The following is a 16,422-nucleotide window of genomic DNA, read 5'->3' on the forward strand; positions in this document are numbered from 1 at the left end:
ACTCTCGTTGTATTTTACGTTTCTTTACATTGCCGCCGCTGCCCATCTCGAGACAACCGTCTCTGTCGCCGCGGTCTTTTCAGGGGTGATTATTTATGTTTGTTCCCTTTCTTATCATGTTCCGTGAGGGCCTGGAGGCCGCGCTGATCGTCAGCCTGATCGCCAGCTACCTGAAGCGCACGCAGCGCAGCCAATGGCTGGGCGCGGTGTGGATCGGCGTGATTGTCGCGGCGGCGCTGTGTCTGGCGCTCGGCATCTTCATTAATGAAACCACCGGCGAGTTCCCGCAGAAACAGCAGGAGCTGTTCGAAGGCATCGTGGCGGCGGTGGCGGTGGTGATCCTCACTTATATGGTATTCTGGATGCGTAAGGTATCCAAGTCGGTCAAGGTGCACCTGGAAGGGGCGATCGATCAGGCGCTCAGCGCCGGTAAAGGGCAGGGTTGGGCGCTGGTGGCGATGGTGTTCTTCGCCGTGGCGCGCGAAGGGCTGGAATCGGTGTTCTTCCTGCTGGCGGCATTCCAGCAAGACGTGGGTGCTGCGGCGCCGATCGGCGCGGTGCTCGGCCTGGTGGCCGCCATCGTGCTCGGTATGATGATTTACTGGGGCGGGGTGAAGCTGCACCTGGCCAAGTTCTTCAAATGGACCAGCCTGTTCATTCTGTTTGTCGCCGCCGGGCTGGCCGCCGGTGCGATCCGCGCCTTCCACGAAGCCGGTCTGTGGAACCACTTCCAGGACATCGCTTTCGATTTCAGCAGCACCCTGTCGACCCACTCGCTGTTCGGTACCCTGCTGGAAGGCATTCTCGGTTATCAGGAAGCGCCGACGGTCAGCGAAGTGGCGGTCTACTTCCTGTATTTGATCCCGGCGCTGATTTTCTTTTTCCTGCCGCAGCGTGCGGAGCCGGCAGCGGCTCCGGCGCAACGTAAAATCAATCATTAATGTTTAATAGGGAATCTCGTATGTCTACTCCACTATTTCGCCGCAAGGCGTTGCACGCAGCATTACTGGCTATCCCGGCGTTTGCGCTGAGCATCGACGCGTTGGCGGCGGACGTGCCGCAGGTCAAGGTCACGGTCAATGACAAGCAGTGCGAGCCGATGCAGCTGACGGTGCCGGCCGGCAAGACGCAGTTTGTGGTGCATAACACCAGCCAGAAAAACGTCGAATGGGAAATCCTGAAAGGGGTAATGGTGGTGGAAGAGCGTGAGAACATCGCGCCGGGTTTCACTCAGAAAATGACCGCCACGCTGGAAGCAGGCGAATATGACATGACCTGCGGGCTGCTGAGCAATCCGAAAGGTAAATTGATCGTCACTGCGGCCACCAACGGCGCGACCGACGGCAAGCCGAACGCGCTGGATCTGGTCGGCCCGATCGCCGAATACAAGGTCTACGTCACCAAAGAAGTGGACGGGCTGGTGAAACAGACCAAGCTGTTCACCGACGCGGTGAAGGCCGGCAATCTGGAGCAAGCGCGCAAGCTGTATGCGCCGACCCGCCAGCACTATGAGCGCATCGAGCCGATCGCCGAGCTGTTCTCCGATCTGGACGGCAGCATCGACGCCCGTGAAGACGACTACGAGAAGAAATCGGCGGATCCGAACTTCACCGGCTTCCACCGCCTGGAGAAGGCGCTGTTTGCCGACAACTCGACCAAAGACATGGGCAAATATGCCGATCGTCTGTATCAAGACACCGTTGAACTGCAAAAACGCGTGGGTGAACTGACCTTCCCGCCGAGCAAAGTGGTGGGCGGCGCGGCCGGGCTGATCGAAGAAGTGGCGGCCAGCAAGATCAGCGGTGAAGAAGACCGTTACAGCCGCACCGATCTGTGGGATTTCCAGGCCAACGTCGACGGCGCGCAGAAGATCGTCAACCTGCTGCGCCCGCTGTTGGTCAAGGCCAACAAGCCGCTGCTGGACAAGATCGACGCCAACTTCAAAACCGTGGATACCATTTTGGCGAAGTACCAAACCAAAGAGGGCTATGAGTCCTACGAGAAGCTGACCGATACCGATCGCAACGCGTTGAAAGGGCCGATCACCGCCCTGGCGGAAGATCTGTCCCAGTTGCGCGGCGTGTTGGGTCTGGACTGAGGCATACGGTTATGAGCAACAAGATCGGCCCGCATAACGGGCCGCATCCGCAATCGCAGGGGGCGGCGTCACCTTCTCGCCGCCGTTTGCTGCAGGGATTGGGGCTGGGTGCGCTGGCGCTGGGCGGCAGCCGCCTGGCGCAGGCGGCGGATAAAGCGGCGGCGCCGTCAGCCGCGCCGCAGGATGAGCGCTGGCAGAAACAGCCGTTTTATGGCCGCCATCAGGCCGGGGTGCTGACCCCGCAGCAGGCGGCGATGATGCTGGTGGCGTTCGACGTGCTGGCGACCAACAAGGCGGATCTGGAGCGCCTGTTCCGGCTGCTGACCGATCGCATCGCCTTCTTGACCCACGGCGGCAAGGCGCCGGAAGTGGACGCCAAGCTACCGCCGCTCGATTCCGGCATCATGGGGCCGGAGATTTACCCGGACAACCTGACCATCACCGTGTCGGTCGGCGCGTCGATGTTCGACGAACGCTTTGGCCTGCAGGCGCAAAAACCGCTGCGCTTGCAGAAAATGACCCGCTTCCCCAACGATGCGTTGGATGCCGCGCTCTGTCACGGCGACCTGCTGCTGCAGATCTGCGCCAACACCAACGAAACGGTGATCCATGCGTTGCGCGACATCATCAAGCATTCGCCGGATCTGCTCAGCGTGCGCTGGAAGCGGGAAGGGTTCATCTCCGCTCATGCGGCGCGCAGTAAAGGCAAAGAGACGCCGATCAACCTGCTGGGCTTCAAAGACGGCACCGCCAACCCGAAGGCCGACGACAAACCGCTGATGGATAAAGTGGTGTGGGTCGGCGATAGCGTCGGCGAGCCGGCGTGGACGGCGGGCGGCAGTTACCAGGCGGCGCGCATTATTCGTTTCCGCGTTGAGTTCTGGGATCGCACGCCGTTGCAGGAGCAGGAAACCATTTTCGGCCGTGAGAAGCACAGCGGCGCACCGTTGGGCATGAAGCACGAGCACGACGAGCCGAATTACGCCAACGACCCTGACGGTAAGGTGATCCCGATGGATGCGCACATCCGGTTGGCTAACCCGCGCACGCCGGAAAGCCAGAGCAGTCTGATGCTGCGGCGCGGCTACAGCTATTCCCTGGGCGTATCCAATTCCGGTCAGCTGGAAATGGGGCTGCTGTTCGTCTGCTATCAAGCCGATTTGGAGAAAGGCTTCCTGACGGTGCAGAAAAGGCTGAATGGCGAAGCGCTGGAGGAATACATCAAACCGATTGGCGGTGGGTATTTCTTCGTGCTGCCAGGGGTAAAAGATAATAGCGATCATCTGGCCAGCGGCCTGCTCAAGGCCTGAAAACTGAATGACGAGGCGGATCTTCCGCCTCGTTTTACTTTAGCCCGCATATCGCACGGGGTGATGAGCAGCAGGATTCAATTCATTTTTCATCCCCCGGATTAAAAAATCAGCGCGGTTCGTCGGTTTTTGTCTGTGCAAAATTTAATCTGGAAACTAAAGTGTCATCCCTGAACGATAATATTAACTAATTGATAGTAAAGATATATTATCTTTCTGTGGAATGACGTGGCGGGCGTGATATAGTGCTCTGGCGTTGGCTTAAAACAAAAGGTATTAACTTTTTTTACATTTTAGTAACGCTGCGGGTTTGAATGTCATTATACTGTAATCATCTGGCGGTAGTTTTCACACGGTGCACAGCGCTAAGCTGTAAATAACACTGCGGGGATCGCTAATGGTAAAGTCCTTGGTTGGGCTGGAAAGAAAAAATAACCTACCTCCCCTGATTTCTCGTTGTAACGAGGGTTCTCTCTCCGACTCTCTTTTACCGGCAACCCCGCCCGCTTATCGCTACCGATTCTCATCACTTTTTACTCCACGTTTAATTATGCAGTCCGCGTTGTCCCGTGAATCGACGGCACCGAAGCGTTGCCGTCGATTCACTTTGTCCCTTGGCTCTTATTGGCTCGGAGGAGGCCAAAACCTAATACGTGTGTGAAACATAATCGCGCGGCCTGGCCGTTGCGGTAGGTGAAACAAACTGTAAGGTGCCACTATGGGTAGACAAAAAGCAGTGATCAAAGCACGTCGTGAAGCGAAACGCGTTATTCGTCGTGACGCTCGTAGTCATCGCCAGCTGGAAGAAGAGTCTGTGACCTCGCTGGTGCAAATGGGGGGAGTCGAGTCTATCGGCATGGCGCGAGACAAGCGCGATAGCTCACCCATCGAGGCTAGAACCGAAGCTCAGGGTCATTACTTATCAGCCATAGAGAATAAGCAGCTGATCTTCGCCACCGGCGAAGCCGGCTGCGGCAAAACATTCATCAGCGCTGCCAAGGCGGCGGAGGCGCTGATCCATAAAGAGGTGGATCGGATTATCGTTACCCGTCCTGTTTTGCAGGCGGATGAAGACCTCGGTTTCTTGCCCGGGGATATCTCCGAGAAATTCGCGCCTTATTTCCGCCCGGTGTATGACATTCTGGTGCGCCGTTTGGGCTCTTCCTTTATGCAGTACTGCCTGCGCCCGGAAATCGGCAAGGTAGAGATTGCGCCGTTCGCCTACATGCGCGGGCGCACCTTCGAAAATGCGGTCGTTATCCTGGATGAAGCCCAGAACGTGACCGCCAGCCAGATGAAAATGTTCCTGACCCGCCTGGGGGAAAACGTGACGGTTATCGTTAACGGCGACGTGACCCAGTGCGACTTGCCGCGCGGCGTGAAATCCGGCCTCAGCGATGCGTTGGAACGCTTCGAAGAGGACGAGATGATCGGCGTCATCCGCTTTGAAAAACAGGACTGCGTACGCTCCGCTTTGTGCCAGCGCACGCTCAACGCTTACAGTTAACCTACTCGCTAATGAAAAGGCCGCTTCGGCGGCCTTTTTTTACCGCCGCCATTTCCCGCCTCGTTTAACCTTTATGTAAATTATTGTGGTTTTTTGTATAGATTTTCGTTGAGTTAACGTTAATGATTAATGGGTTCCAGATTGGCGCGTAACGTGCGTGCGCCGCCAAAAGGACACTATCTGGGGTGTGCGCCGCGCGGCGCATTGAGCGTGAGTTCCTTGAAGCGATTCAAACATGAAATATATCATTCTGATTTTGCTTATTTTATGCGTCGTCTATGTGCATTACCGCGGACGGGTACGCTACAACGTATGGCGTCAGCTGTCTGACCATTCCACCTTTACCGCACCGCTGAATGTCTTTATGTACCTGTTTTCCCGTGTGCCGACCACGCCGTACCTGAAGCCGGAGCAGTTCCCGGAACTGGCGGTGCTGCGTGATAACTGGGAAACCATCCGCGACGAAGGGCAGAAGTTGATGGAGATCCAGCAGATCAAAGCCTCCGATCAATTCAACGACGCCGGCTTCAACTCGTTCTTCAAGACCGGTTGGAAGCGTTTCTATCTGAAGTGGTATGAAGACAGCCATCCTTCCGCCATGACCCTGTGCCCGCAAACGACCGAGCTGCTGCGCGCTCTGCCTTCGGTCAAGGCGGCGATGTTCGCCGAACTGCCGGACGGCAGCCGTTTGCCACGTCACCGCGACCCTTACGCCGGTTCTCTGCGTTATCACCTGGGGCTGATTACCCCCAACGACGACCGCTGCTTCATCGAGGTGGACGGCGAACGTTACAGCTGGCGCGACGGTGAAGGGGTGATGTTCGACGAAACCTATCTGCACTATGCGGAAAACCAGAGCGGGCAGAACCGTCTGATCCTGTTCTGCGACATCGAACGGCCGATGCGCTACCGTTGGACGCAAGCGGTGAACCATTGGCTGGGGCGCAATCTGATGAGCGCGGCTACTGCACCGAACGAAGAGGGCGATCGCACCGGCGGCGTCAACAAGATGTTCAAATACATCTATGCAATACGCCGGGTGGGGAAACGCCTGAAGGCCTGGAACCGCACCGGCTATTACATCATCAAGTGGTTTTTATTCGGGGGGATCGCCGCGGCGATATTCTTCTCGGTATAAACGAAGACAGGGGCGCACGGGTGCGCCCCTTTTTGATCAGGCGAAGATCGTCATCATGTAAGCGGCGAACAGCGCCAGGTGGGCGGTGCCGTTCAGCACGTTGGTGCGGCCGGTCGAGAACGACAGCTGGCACAACAACAGCACCGTCAGCATCACCACGATGTGCGGCGTTTGCAGACCGAAGATCAGCGTTTGCCCGGTCAGGGTGGCGATGATGGTGACCGCCGGTACCGTCAGGGAGATGGTCGCCAGCACCGAACCGAAGAACAGGTTCATGGCGCGTTGCACCTGGTTGTTCAACACGGCGCGCAGCGCCCCCAACCCTTCAGGCGACAGGATCAGCAGTGCCACCAGGAAGCCGGTGAACTGCGCCGGCGCATTCATCTTGGTCAGCAAGCCTTCCAGCGGATTGGCGTTGAACTTGGTCACGGCGATAACCGCGATCAGGTGCACGATGAGCCAGGCGGCGTGCCAGGCGCTGCTGTGCGAAGAAGGTTTGCCGTGGTGCGGATCGCCATCGTCGTCTTCATGCTCGTACACGAACAGGCTCTGGTGGGTTTTGGTCTGGATCACCAGGAACACGCCATACATGGCGGCGGAGATCAGCGCCACCAACAGCGCTTGCCCGGTGCTGAAGTTGCCGCCCGGCAGCGCGCTCGGGAACACCAGCACGATCACCGCCAGCGGGAAAATCGCCATCAGATACTGTTTGATGCCGCCGAGGTTGACATATTGGGTGGCGAATTTGCGCCCGCCAAGCAACAGCGCGAAGCCGACCAGACCGGCGGAGACGATCATGATAATGGAGTACAGCGTGTCGCGCATCAGCGCCGGTGCGGCGTCGCCGGTGGCCATCAGCGCCGAGATCAGACTGACCTCGAGGATCACCACCGACAGGCTGAGGATCAGCGAGCCGTAGGGTTCGCCCAACCGGTGAGCCAGCACGTCGGCGTGGCGCACCACGCTGAATGCGCTGCTGAGGATCCCCACCAGCGCGAGAATATTGATGCCGACGATCAGCGGAAAGTTATCGGTGCTACCCCATAGATTTAACACCACCAGGGCGGCGATGGGGAAGATGAGCGAGTATTCGGTGTGGCGAGATTTGGTGGATCGGCCAGGATCGTGTTGCGACTTCATGAGGGTGGCACTCCTTCTCAAACAGCGTAGCCCGTCAGCGCCGGTCGCCGTAGCACGGCAACTCTGCGTTTCCAGTAGGTATTTTATATTAGAATACACCTGCGGCGCCGGTGTGATGTTGTTTTTATCTGGGAAAGCAATTGCTTGCTTTATGTGATCAGGGTAGCAAAAAAACCGCACGGGGTGCGGTTTTATTTACTTACTTTTACGCAATAACGCCAGCTTTTCGCGTTAGATTTGAGAAAGGTTGTGTTTACTTCTTTATGGCATGGTTAATCAAGGAAGACAGAACCATCATTCGTCAATGTTATCTAAAATTTCATGGCGTTTGTCGTGATAACCTTCTTCATTTAACCCCTCACGCCAGTAAGGTACGGCATAAAGACGATTACGATCACATTGCCGTTCGCGTCGCAGGTAACGGCGCAGTTCAACCACCAGACGATCCTCACCGGCGAGCCAGAATTGCGTCTCGCCCTGCGGTAAAGACTGTGCGCGGAATCGGGCGATCAATTCGCCGGTTTTCTCCGTGCCGCCAATGACCCAATGCAATTCAACCTCGGCGGGCTTTTTCAGATCAATCATGTCGGCGGCGCTGTCGACGCGGACAAATGCGCGCCCGGCGCTGTGCGGCGGCAGGTTTTCCAACAGTGCGGCCAGTGCGGGCAGTGAGGAGAGGTCGCCTGCCAGGCAGTAGAAATCGGCTGCCGGCAGCATCGGGTTAGGGCCGCCCGGGTAGCCGATACCGATTTGATCGCCGGTTTTCGCCTGGCGCGCAAAGTCTACCGCCGGGCCGCGGTGATCGTGGATGGCGAATTCGATATCTACTTCCGCCAGCTCTGGTCGCACGGCGCGAATAGAATAGGTGCGTATGATCGGGCGCACCGCGCCGGGGGCCCAAAGCGGGCCATTTTCGGTCAACGTCGGCAGATCCGGTTGCGTTTGGCCCTCGATCGGCAAAAGCACTTTGATATGTGCGGCGGCGGCGTTGGCCGGGTAATAGCGCAGGTCGGGCGCGGTAAAGGTGATGCGGCGCAGGTGCGGCGTAATGTCTTGCACAGCGCTGACGGCGACCAGGTAAGGCGCGCGTGAGCGAGGGGCTTCGGTAGTCACAGGGGATCTCCTCATGTCGTTTGGCGTGAGTATAACACGTCATTTGATAATGAGAATCGTTTGCTATTTAAGGGCCGGCTGAACAGGGGGCGACCACGGGATATCTATAAAGAAACGAGCGATGCGCCTGGCGATAACGGTGTGACCGGATAGGTGCGGCGACAAGCGCCGGTATAGGACGGCGCGCCTTTGCGGCGCAGGTAAAATTGTGCCGACGCTATGATGACCTCGGCAATTAATATTATTGCTGCTCAGTACAAATACTTTTTCACTTTAGCGACACTTTGCAACTTGATTGCGCGCCGGGAAAAGAATATGGTCATTATTAATAGGCGTGGTTATTGAATTAATAAAATTCCGCACTAAAGAATAAAATTTCAAAGGTTCAGCAGTGGCGAGGGAGGACGAGAGATCGTATTCCCGGGAGGTAATTAAGTGTTAACGCGAGATTTTCTGCAAAAAGCGGATTGCAAAACCGCATTCGGCGCTATTGAGGAGTCGCTGTTGCTGACGCCTGAACAGCGGGCAGCCTCGTTGGATTGCACCTTATCGCGCCGGCCGGATCACAGCCCGGTATGGATATTCGGTTACGGTTCGCTGATGTGGAATCCGGTATTCGAATCGGAAGAAGTGCGGCCTGCCACGCTGCAGGGTTGGCACCGTGCGTTCTGCATGCGCCTGACCGCCGGGCGCGGCACGCTGCACCAACCGGGGCGCATGCTGGCGTTGAAAGAGGGCGGCCAGACTACCGGGCTGGCGTTCCGCCTGCCGGAACACAAACTGCGTGAAGAGCTGGAACTGCTGTGGAAGCGCGAGATGATCACCGATTGCTACGTGCCCATCTGGTGTGAACTGCGGCTGGATAGCGGCGCGGCGGTTACCGCGCTGGTGTTCGTGATGAACCCGAAACATCCGCTGTTTGAAGAGGACACCAGCCACCAGGTGATCGCGCCGTTGATCGCCCGCGCCAGCGGCCCGCTGGGCACCAATGCGCAATATCTGTTTGCGTTGGATAACGAGCTGAAGCACCACGGCATGCAGGATGATTGCATCGGCGATCTGGTGCGCTACGTGCAGCAATGGTTGCAGCAGAACCGCCCCGGCGCTATCGGTGGTGAAGCCACCGCCTGAGACGCGAGTCGGACGTGGAACGCCAAGGGCTCAGCATGCTGAGCCCTTTTTATATATCTAATGCCTATAGTTAATAACTTTATTCTGCATGACTATTTAAGGCTCTTTCTTTGTATGGTTATCTATCTCTTTATTTTTAAAGCCATTAACGATTTCACCTCGATCTGATGCCCCGGGTATGGCGATAAATAATTCACTTAGCATTAAATTGCATAAGTAAAGGTTATTTCTTATTTGTTCAAGCTCGCAGGACTCCGTATCAATATTGCAGACGCTACCGCAAGAAACAGGGAGACGGGGATGAACTTTCAACAATTAAAAATTATTCGGGAGTCGGCGCGCTGCAACTACAACCTGACGGAGGTCGCCAATACCTTATTTACCTCACAGTCCGGTGTCAGTCGTCATATTCGCGAGCTGGAAGAAGAGTTGGGCATTGAAATATTCATTCGCCGCGGCAAACGGCTGCTGGGGATGACCGAACCCGGCAAAGAGTTGCTGGTAGTGGCGGAACGCATTCTCAATGACGCCAATAACATTCGTCGCCTGGCGGACGTCTTCAGCAGCAACGATTCGGGGCAACTGCATATCGCAACGACGCATACCCAGGCGCGCTACAGCCTGCCGGGGGTGATCAAAGAGTTTCGTGCGCTTTACCCACGGGTGCGGGTGGTGCTCAATCAGGGCAGCCCGGAGGAAATCGTCTCAATGCTGGCCGCCGGCGAGGCCGATATCGGTATTGCCAGCGAACGGTTGATGAGTGATGAGTCGCTGGCGGCGTTTCCTTACTACCGCTGGCATCACACTATCCTGGTGCCGGAAGGGCACGCATTGACGCGTCAGCCGCAGGTGACGCTGGAGATGCTCAGCACCTTGCCGTTGATCACCTACCGGCAGGGCATCACCGGGCGTGCGAAGCTGGATGCGGCCTTCAAGGCGGCGGGGCTGACGCCGGACATCGCGCTCAGCGCGCAGGACTCCGACGTGATCAAAACTTACGTCGAGCTGGGATTGGGCGTGGGGGTGCTGGCCGACATGTCGTATGAGAAGGAACGCGATCGCGGGCTGGTCAGCCTCAGCGCCGAGCACCTGTTTGAACCCAATACGGTATGGCTGGGCCTGAAACGCAGCCAGTTACAGCGTAACTACGCCTGGCGTTTTATCCAGCTGTGCAACCCGACGCTGTCGCTGACCGAAATCAAAGACAAGGTTTTCTCGTCGCAGCTGGATGCGGTCATCGACTACCAGATTTAATCGGGCAACTGGGCCCCGCCGGATTGCCACGGGGGAAGGGGGGATTAGTCGTCGGTACGTTCGATCAGGTGACGCTTGCTTTTTCTGAACGGGCCGATGGCTTCCCATTCCGGTAGTTCTTCGGGCGGACGCGGGTTGGCCATCTCCCAGCGATGGTGTTGACGCAAAATCTCGATGGCGATGCGTTTTTGCTCTTGAATGGAGAGCGTAGGGTCGGTCAGATCCTTATTTTCTATTTTGGCTTCCTTTCTGCTCGTTATTTATACGCGCTTTATCACATTTGGCCCCGTACTTTTCCAGCGATTGTATGTGCTGTTTCAGTGCGTTGAAGCTGGTTTTCCATTTTCCTGTCCCTTGGGTGACCGCGCTCACGTTAATCACCCAATGAAAAAGAATCAAACCCCGCCTTTCATCGCTGCGAACTGCGCCGCAAAGACAGTTATCCATTGCGGCCAGGTGCCGTGAGAATGCGATCTGGCGTGCAATACTCTCTCTAATAATCAAAATCCCATCTATATACATAAAAAGAATATCTATAGTGATTTAAGTACCTTCAGCTGCCGATCGTGCTCGCATACACTCGCGAAATTATTATAAATTCCATCCGCTTGGAGAGTTTCCGATGAAAGCGTTCGTTCCTTCTTTGCTGTTTTTAGCCGTGGCGGCCAGCGTAAACGTGCAGGCGGCGACGCCGGCCAACACGCTGGTGATCGCACAGTCTATCGATGACGTGGTCAGTTTTGACCCGGCCCAGGGATTTGAGTTAACCACGGTGCAGTCATTCAACAGCTTGTACCAACGTCTGATCCAGTCCGATCCCCATAACCCCATCGATCTCAAACCGACCCTGGCCAGCCACTGGCAGGCCGGCGCCGACAACCGCAGCCTGACCTTCAGTCTGCGCCCGGACGCCAGGTTCGCCAGCGGCAATCCGCTGCGGCCGGAGGACGTGATCTTCTCGCTCTCACGGGTGGTAAAACTGAATCTGGAGCCGTCGTTTATCCTGACGCAGCTGGGCTGGAACGCGAAAAACGTCGACCAGCACCTGACCAAGGTGGACGACCAGACGGTGAAAATCAGCTGGAGCGAAAACGTCAGCCCGGCCTTCGTGCTCAGCCTGCTGTCGGCGCCGGTATCGTCGATCGTCGACGCCAAAGAGGCGCTGGCGCACCAGCAGGGCGACGATCTGGGGCACCAATGGTTGAACAGCCATTCTGCCGGCAGCGGGCCTTACAAAATTCGCACCTATGTGCCGCATGAAGCGGTGGTGCTGGAGGCGAATCCCGGCTCGCCGGAGGGGGCGCCGACGCTGAAAACCATCCTGATCAAGAACGTGCCCGATCCGGCCGCGCGCCGCTTGCTGATCGAACAGGGCGATGCCGATATCGCGCGCAACCTGGGCGCGGACCAGATGGCGGCGTTAAAAGGCAAGCCGGGCGTCAAACCGTTGGCCATTCCTTACGCTTCGCTTTATTTCCTGCAGTTCAACGCCAAGGCGTCGCCGGCGCTCGGCAACCCGGCGTTCTGGGAGGCGGCGCGCTGGCTGTTCGATTACAAAGGCATCGCCGACGATCTGCTGAAAGGGCAGTTCCAAAGCCATCAGGCGTTCTTGCCGGACGGTTATCTCGGTGCGCTCAAGGCGCAGCCGTACAGCTTCAACCCGCAGAAAGCCAAAGACATTCTGGCCAAAGCGGGGCTCAGCAACGTCAGTTTCCGTCTGGACGTCAACAACCAGCCGCCGTACCTGGATATCGCTCAGGCGCTGCAGGCCAGCTTTGCCCAGGGCGGCGTGAAGGTGGAACTGGTGCCGGGCATCAGTTCGCAGGTCTCCACCAAGGTGAAAGCGCTCAACTACGAGGCGACGCTGACTTCCTGGGGGCCGGATTATTTCGACCCTAACACCAATGCCGCAGCCTTCGCCTACAACCCGGAAGACGGCAGCAAGACGCTGGCCTGGCGCGCTAACTGGCAGATCCCGGCGCTGAGCAAGCTGACGCTGGCCGCCACTGCGGAAAACGACACCGCCAAGCGGGTGGCCGACTACCAGCAACTGCAAAAACAGGTGCAGCAAAGCTCGCCGTTCGTTATCGGTCTGCAGGCGCGCAGCCTGATTGCGGTGCGCGACAACCTCAAGGGCTATGTGCAGGGCATCAACCCTGACATGGTGTTCTACAGCAAGGTCAGCAAGTAATGGCCGCTGAACTGTCCGCCAGCGCCGGGGCGGCCCGGCGGTATTGGCGCTGGGGCGGGCGGCTGCTCGGCGGCGCGCTGTCGCTGGCGCTGACGTTGCTTGGCCTGCTGCTGTTCACCTTTATGCTGTCGCACCTGGCGCCGATCGATCCGGCGCTGCAGGTGGCGGGCGATCACGCCAGTGAAGCCACCTATGCGCAGGTGCGGCACGAGCTGGGATTGGATCAGCCGTTGCCGGTGCAGTTTTGGCGTTATCTGGTGCACCTGGCGCACGGCGATTTGGGCATTTCGCGCATCACCGCCCAGCCGGTGTTGAGCGATCTGCTGCGTACCTTCCCGGCGACGGTGGAGCTGGCCACCTGCGCCATTATCCTCGGCGCCCTCGGCGGCATTACGCTGGCGTTTCTGGCGGTGCTCAAACCGGGCAGCTGGTTGGATAACGCGGCGCGTCTGCTGTCGCTGATCGGTTATTCGGTGCCGATTTTCTGGCTGAGCCTGCTCGGGCTACTGCTGTTCTATGCCACGCTGCACTGGTCGGCGGGGCCGGGGCGGCTGGACGACATCTATCTGTACAGCATGGAGCCGCGCAGCGGTTTCGTGTTGATCGACAGCTGGCTGTCCGGCGATCGCGAGATGTTCTACAACGCCATCAGCCACCTGTGGCTGCCGGTGGTGGCGTTGGCGCTGCTGTCGATGGCGGGTATCACCCGGCTGCTGCGCGCCGCGATGCTGGAAGAGTGCAACAAGGAATACGTGACGCTGGCACGCTCCAAGGGCGCCGGCCGCCTGCGCATTCTGCTGCGCCACGTGTTTCCCAACGTGCTGGGCACGCTGATCACCGTACTGTCTCTCTCCTATGCCAGCTTGCTGGAAGGGGCGGTATTGACCGAAACGGTGTTCGCGTGGCCCGGCGTCGGGCGCTATCTGACTTCGGCGCTGTTTGCCGCCGACACGCCGGCGATCCTCGGCGCCACGCTGCTGATCGGCACCTGTTTTGTGCTGCTGAATGCGCTGGCGGACGCCTTGACCTATTTAGTGGATCCGAGAACCCGATGAGCCAATATCTCTCTGAACACGAACCGCAAAGCGAGCCGGCCGTCGGCTATCGCATCGGTCGGCGGCTGACCACGCTGACGCTGGGCGCGGCGCTGGTGGCGATTTTGATCGTCACCGCGCTGCTGGCCCCGTGGCTGGCGCCTTTCGATCCCAATTTGCAGCATATCGAGCTGCGGTTGCTGCCGCCTTCCGCCGCGCATTTACTGGGCACCGACGGCTTCGGCCGCGATTTGCTCTCCCGCGTGATTTACGGCGCGCGGCCGACGCTGATTCTGGTGTCGCTGATTCTGCTGCTGACCATTCCCATCGGTCTGCTGGTCGGCATTTGCGCCGGTTACCTCGGCGGTTGGGTAGAGCGCATTTTGATGCGTCTGACCGACATTTTCCTGTCGCTGCCGAGCCTGGTGATCGCGCTGGCGTTCGTCGCGGTCATGGGGCCGGGGCTGATGAACGGCGCGCTGGCGCTGGCTTTGACCAGCTGGCCGGCCTTTGCTCGCCAGGCGCGGGCCGAAACCCTGGCGCTGCGTCGCAGCGACTATCTGGCGGCGGCGCGCATGCAGGGTATCAACGGGCTGCGGCTGATGGTCGGCCATATTCTACCGTTGTGCCTGCCGAGCGCGGTGGTGCGTGCGGCGCTGAGCCTGGGCGGCATCATCCTGTCCGCCGCCGGCCTGGGGTTCCTCGGCATGGGCGTCGCGCCGCCGACTGCCGAATGGGGCTCTATGGTGGCCGAAGGCAGCAAAGTGATTTTCGACCAATGGTGGGTCGCCGCCGCACCGGGCGGGGCGATCCTGTTCGCCAGCCTGGCCTTTAATCTGCTGGGCGATGGCCTGCGCGACAAAATGGATCCTCGTCATGGGCACTGATAACACCTTATTGACCGTCGAACGCCTGGCGATCGGCGTGCCGGGGCCACAGCCGGCAGCGCTGGTGAAGAATATTTCGTTCAGCATGGGGCGGGAGCGGCTGGCGCTGGTCGGTGAGTCCGGCTCTGGCAAGTCGTTGACCGCGCGTGCGCTGATGGGGCTATTGCCGCCGCCGTTACAGCTGCAGGCGCAGCGCCTGACGTTGGGCGATGAAGACTTAACGCGCCTGAGCGAGCGCCAGTGGAGCCGGCTGCGCGGCGACCGGGTAGCGATGGTGATGCAAGATCCCAAGCATGCGCTGAATCCCAATCAACCGATTGGCCGCCAGGTGGAGGAGCCGCTGGTGCTGCATGCGAAGCTGAGCCGCGCCGAGCGGCATGAAAAAGTGCTGGAGATGCTGGCGGCGGTGGGCTTGCCCGATCCCGCGGCGCTGTGCCGCCGCTATCCGCATCAGCTCTCCGGCGGCATGGGGCAGCGGGTGATGCTGGCCATTGCGTTGATTAACGATCCGCAGCTGTTGATTGCCGACGAACCGACTTCGGCGCTGGATCATCAGATGCGCGATCAGGTGCTGCAGCTGATAGACAATCTGGTGGCGCAACGCAATATGGGGCTGATCCTGATCAGCCACGATTTGCAGCAGGTGGCGCACCACTGCGAGCGGGTACTGGTGATGTACAAAGGCGAGCTGTGGGATCAGCTGCCGGCGGCAGAGCTGGCGCAGGCCACGCACCCTTATACTCGCACGCTGTGGGCGTGTCGGCCGAGCCGCGAGACGCGCGGCAAACCGCTGCCGGTGCTGGATCGCGCGCTGTTGGAGACGTTGAAATGAGCGTGATTGCACTGGAGAACCTGAGCGTCAGCCACCGCCAGGGCTACGAACTGCGCACCGTGGTGCATGAGGTTAACCTGCGTATCGAACCGGGCGAGTGTTTCGGGCTGGTGGGGCCTTCCGGCTGCGGCAAGTCCTCGTTGCTGTGGGTGTTGGCCGGGCTGAATGGCAGCTGGCAGGGCGGTTTTGAACTGCTGGGGCGGCGGCTGCAGCCGGAGCAGGTGTTTACCGGCGAACTGCGGCGCGAAGTGCAGATGGTGTTTCAGGATCCTTATGCTTCGCTACACCCTAAACACCGGCTTTTGCGCACGCTGGCGGAGCCGCTCAAACTGCTGCAGGAAAGCGATATCGAACGCAAAATCAGCGCGGGTTTTCGCCAGGTAGGGTTGGATCCGCGCCTGCTGGATCGCTACCCGCATCAGCTGTCGGGCGGTCAGCGGCAGCGCGTGGCGATCGTGCGCGCATTGCTGTTGCGGCCGAAGCTGTTGCTGCTGGATGAGCCGACCTCGGCGTTGGACATGTCGGTGCAGGCGGAGATCCTCAACCTGCTCAACGAGCTGAAGCAGGCGGGCGATCTGACCCTGGTGCTGGTCAGCCACGATGCGGACGTGATTGACCACATGTGCGATCGCGCGGTGGCGATGGCGCACGGCCGCATCATCGCTTGAATACATGCCCGCCAACGCGGCGGGCATATCCATCTTGGTAATAAATAAAGCAATTTATCGTCGTTCTTCTGTGAATTATTACCCCCTACACTCGAAAAACAGCGCAACCGCGTGATTGT

General features: G+C 58.7%; 16 protein-coding genes. 12 read left to right on the forward strand and 4 right to left on the reverse strand.

Annotated features, from left to right (window positions below):
* Window positions 1-95: 95 nt before the first annotated feature.
* The 5 genes from efeU to lpxO all read left to right on the forward strand — a co-directional run bounded on the left by efeU (window position 96) and on the right by lpxO (window position 6,053).
* Window positions 96-941, forward strand: coding sequence for an iron uptake transporter permease EfeU (gene efeU, locus BHU62_RS09950; RefSeq protein WP_073531860.1), 846 nt, complete (start codon window positions 96-98; stop codon window positions 939-941).
* 20 nt (window positions 942-961) lie between these two features.
* Entirely contained in the window at window positions 962-2,098 is a 1,137-nt protein-coding gene (efeO, locus tag BHU62_RS09955; RefSeq protein WP_073531861.1) for an iron uptake system protein EfeO, read from the forward strand.
* Between the two features lie 11 nt (window positions 2,099-2,109).
* Window positions 2,110-3,408, forward strand: coding sequence for an iron uptake transporter deferrochelatase/peroxidase subunit (efeB, locus tag BHU62_RS09960; RefSeq protein ID WP_073531862.1), 1,299 nt, complete (start codon window positions 2,110-2,112; stop codon window positions 3,406-3,408).
* Between the two features lie 718 nt (window positions 3,409-4,126).
* A complete protein-coding gene (gene phoH / locus BHU62_RS09965) occupies window positions 4,127-4,915 on the forward strand; it encodes a phosphate starvation-inducible protein PhoH (RefSeq protein ID WP_015378226.1) in 789 nt (262 codons plus the stop codon).
* Window positions 4,916-5,150: 235 nt separating this feature from the next.
* Complete coding sequence (gene lpxO, locus BHU62_RS09970; protein WP_073531863.1) at window positions 5,151-6,053, forward strand: lipid A hydroxylase LpxO; 903 nt, start codon at window positions 5,151-5,153, stop codon at window positions 6,051-6,053.
* Between the two features lie 36 nt (window positions 6,054-6,089).
* Here lpxO and chaA read toward each other — a convergent pair whose 3' ends face one another.
* Window positions 6,090-7,193 (reverse strand): sodium-potassium/proton antiporter ChaA, encoded by a 1,104-nt coding sequence (gene chaA, locus BHU62_RS09975; RefSeq protein ID WP_025303229.1) that lies wholly within the window; start codon window positions 7,191-7,193, stop codon window positions 6,090-6,092.
* 294 nt (window positions 7,194-7,487) lie between these two features.
* Complete coding sequence (locus BHU62_RS09980) at window positions 7,488-8,306, reverse strand: siderophore-interacting protein (RefSeq protein WP_073531864.1); 819 nt, start codon at window positions 8,304-8,306, stop codon at window positions 7,488-7,490.
* 435 nt (window positions 8,307-8,741) lie between these two features.
* Between BHU62_RS09980 and BHU62_RS09985 the strand changes: the two genes are divergently transcribed.
* Window positions 8,742-9,437, forward strand: a complete 696-nt coding sequence (locus tag BHU62_RS09985; protein WP_073531865.1) for a gamma-glutamylcyclotransferase — start codon at window positions 8,742-8,744, stop codon at window positions 9,435-9,437.
* A gap of 300 nt (window positions 9,438-9,737) precedes the next feature.
* Complete coding sequence (gene cbl / locus BHU62_RS09990; protein ID WP_073531866.1) at window positions 9,738-10,691, forward strand: HTH-type transcriptional regulator Cbl; 954 nt, start codon at window positions 9,738-9,740, stop codon at window positions 10,689-10,691.
* A gap of 44 nt (window positions 10,692-10,735) precedes the next feature.
* Here the strand turns inward: cbl and BHU62_RS25520 are convergent, their stop codons facing one another.
* Both BHU62_RS25520 and BHU62_RS10000 read right to left on the reverse strand, forming a co-directional pair.
* Window positions 10,736-10,858 carry a hypothetical protein gene (locus tag BHU62_RS25520; protein ID WP_265341101.1) on the reverse strand — a complete coding sequence of 41 codons (123 nt, stop codon included), beginning with the start codon at window positions 10,856-10,858 and terminating at the stop codon, window positions 10,736-10,738.
* A gap of 58 nt (window positions 10,859-10,916) precedes the next feature.
* Window positions 10,917-11,213: a hypothetical protein gene (locus BHU62_RS10000; protein WP_073531867.1), complete on the reverse strand. Its 297-nt coding sequence runs from the start codon at window positions 11,211-11,213 to the stop codon at window positions 10,917-10,919.
* Between the two features lie 100 nt (window positions 11,214-11,313).
* On the opposite strand from BHU62_RS10000, the gene BHU62_RS10005 reads away from it, so the two are divergent.
* The 5 genes from BHU62_RS10005 to BHU62_RS10025 are packed head-to-tail and all read left to right on the forward strand — an operon-like array spanning window position 11,314 to window position 16,303.
* On the forward strand, window positions 11,314-12,882 hold the full coding sequence (locus BHU62_RS10005; protein ID WP_073531868.1) for an ABC transporter substrate-binding protein: 1,569 nt from the start codon (window positions 11,314-11,316) through the stop codon (window positions 12,880-12,882).
* Window positions 12,882-13,937 carry an ABC transporter permease gene (locus BHU62_RS10010; RefSeq protein WP_073531869.1) on the forward strand — a complete coding sequence of 352 codons (1,056 nt, stop codon included), beginning with the start codon at window positions 12,882-12,884 and terminating at the stop codon, window positions 13,935-13,937. Before BHU62_RS10005 ends, BHU62_RS10010 begins: the two co-directional genes overlap by 1 nt.
* Complete coding sequence (locus tag BHU62_RS10015; RefSeq protein ID WP_073531870.1) at window positions 13,934-14,803, forward strand: ABC transporter permease; 870 nt, start codon at window positions 13,934-13,936, stop codon at window positions 14,801-14,803. Before BHU62_RS10010 ends, BHU62_RS10015 begins: the two co-directional genes overlap by 4 nt.
* On the forward strand, window positions 14,793-15,635 hold the full coding sequence (locus BHU62_RS10020) for an ABC transporter ATP-binding protein (RefSeq protein WP_073531871.1): 843 nt from the start codon (window positions 14,793-14,795) through the stop codon (window positions 15,633-15,635). The genes BHU62_RS10015 and BHU62_RS10020 overlap by 11 nt, the downstream gene beginning before the upstream one ends.
* Entirely contained in the window at window positions 15,632-16,303 is a 672-nt protein-coding gene (locus BHU62_RS10025; protein ID WP_073531872.1) for an ABC transporter ATP-binding protein, read from the forward strand. Before BHU62_RS10020 ends, BHU62_RS10025 begins: the two co-directional genes overlap by 4 nt.
* Window positions 16,304-16,422: the final 119 nt, after the last annotated feature.

The sequence above is a fragment of the Serratia marcescens genome (assembly GCF_001902635.1).
GTDB classification, from domain to species: domain Bacteria; phylum Pseudomonadota; class Gammaproteobacteria; order Enterobacterales; family Enterobacteriaceae; genus Serratia; species Serratia marcescens_F.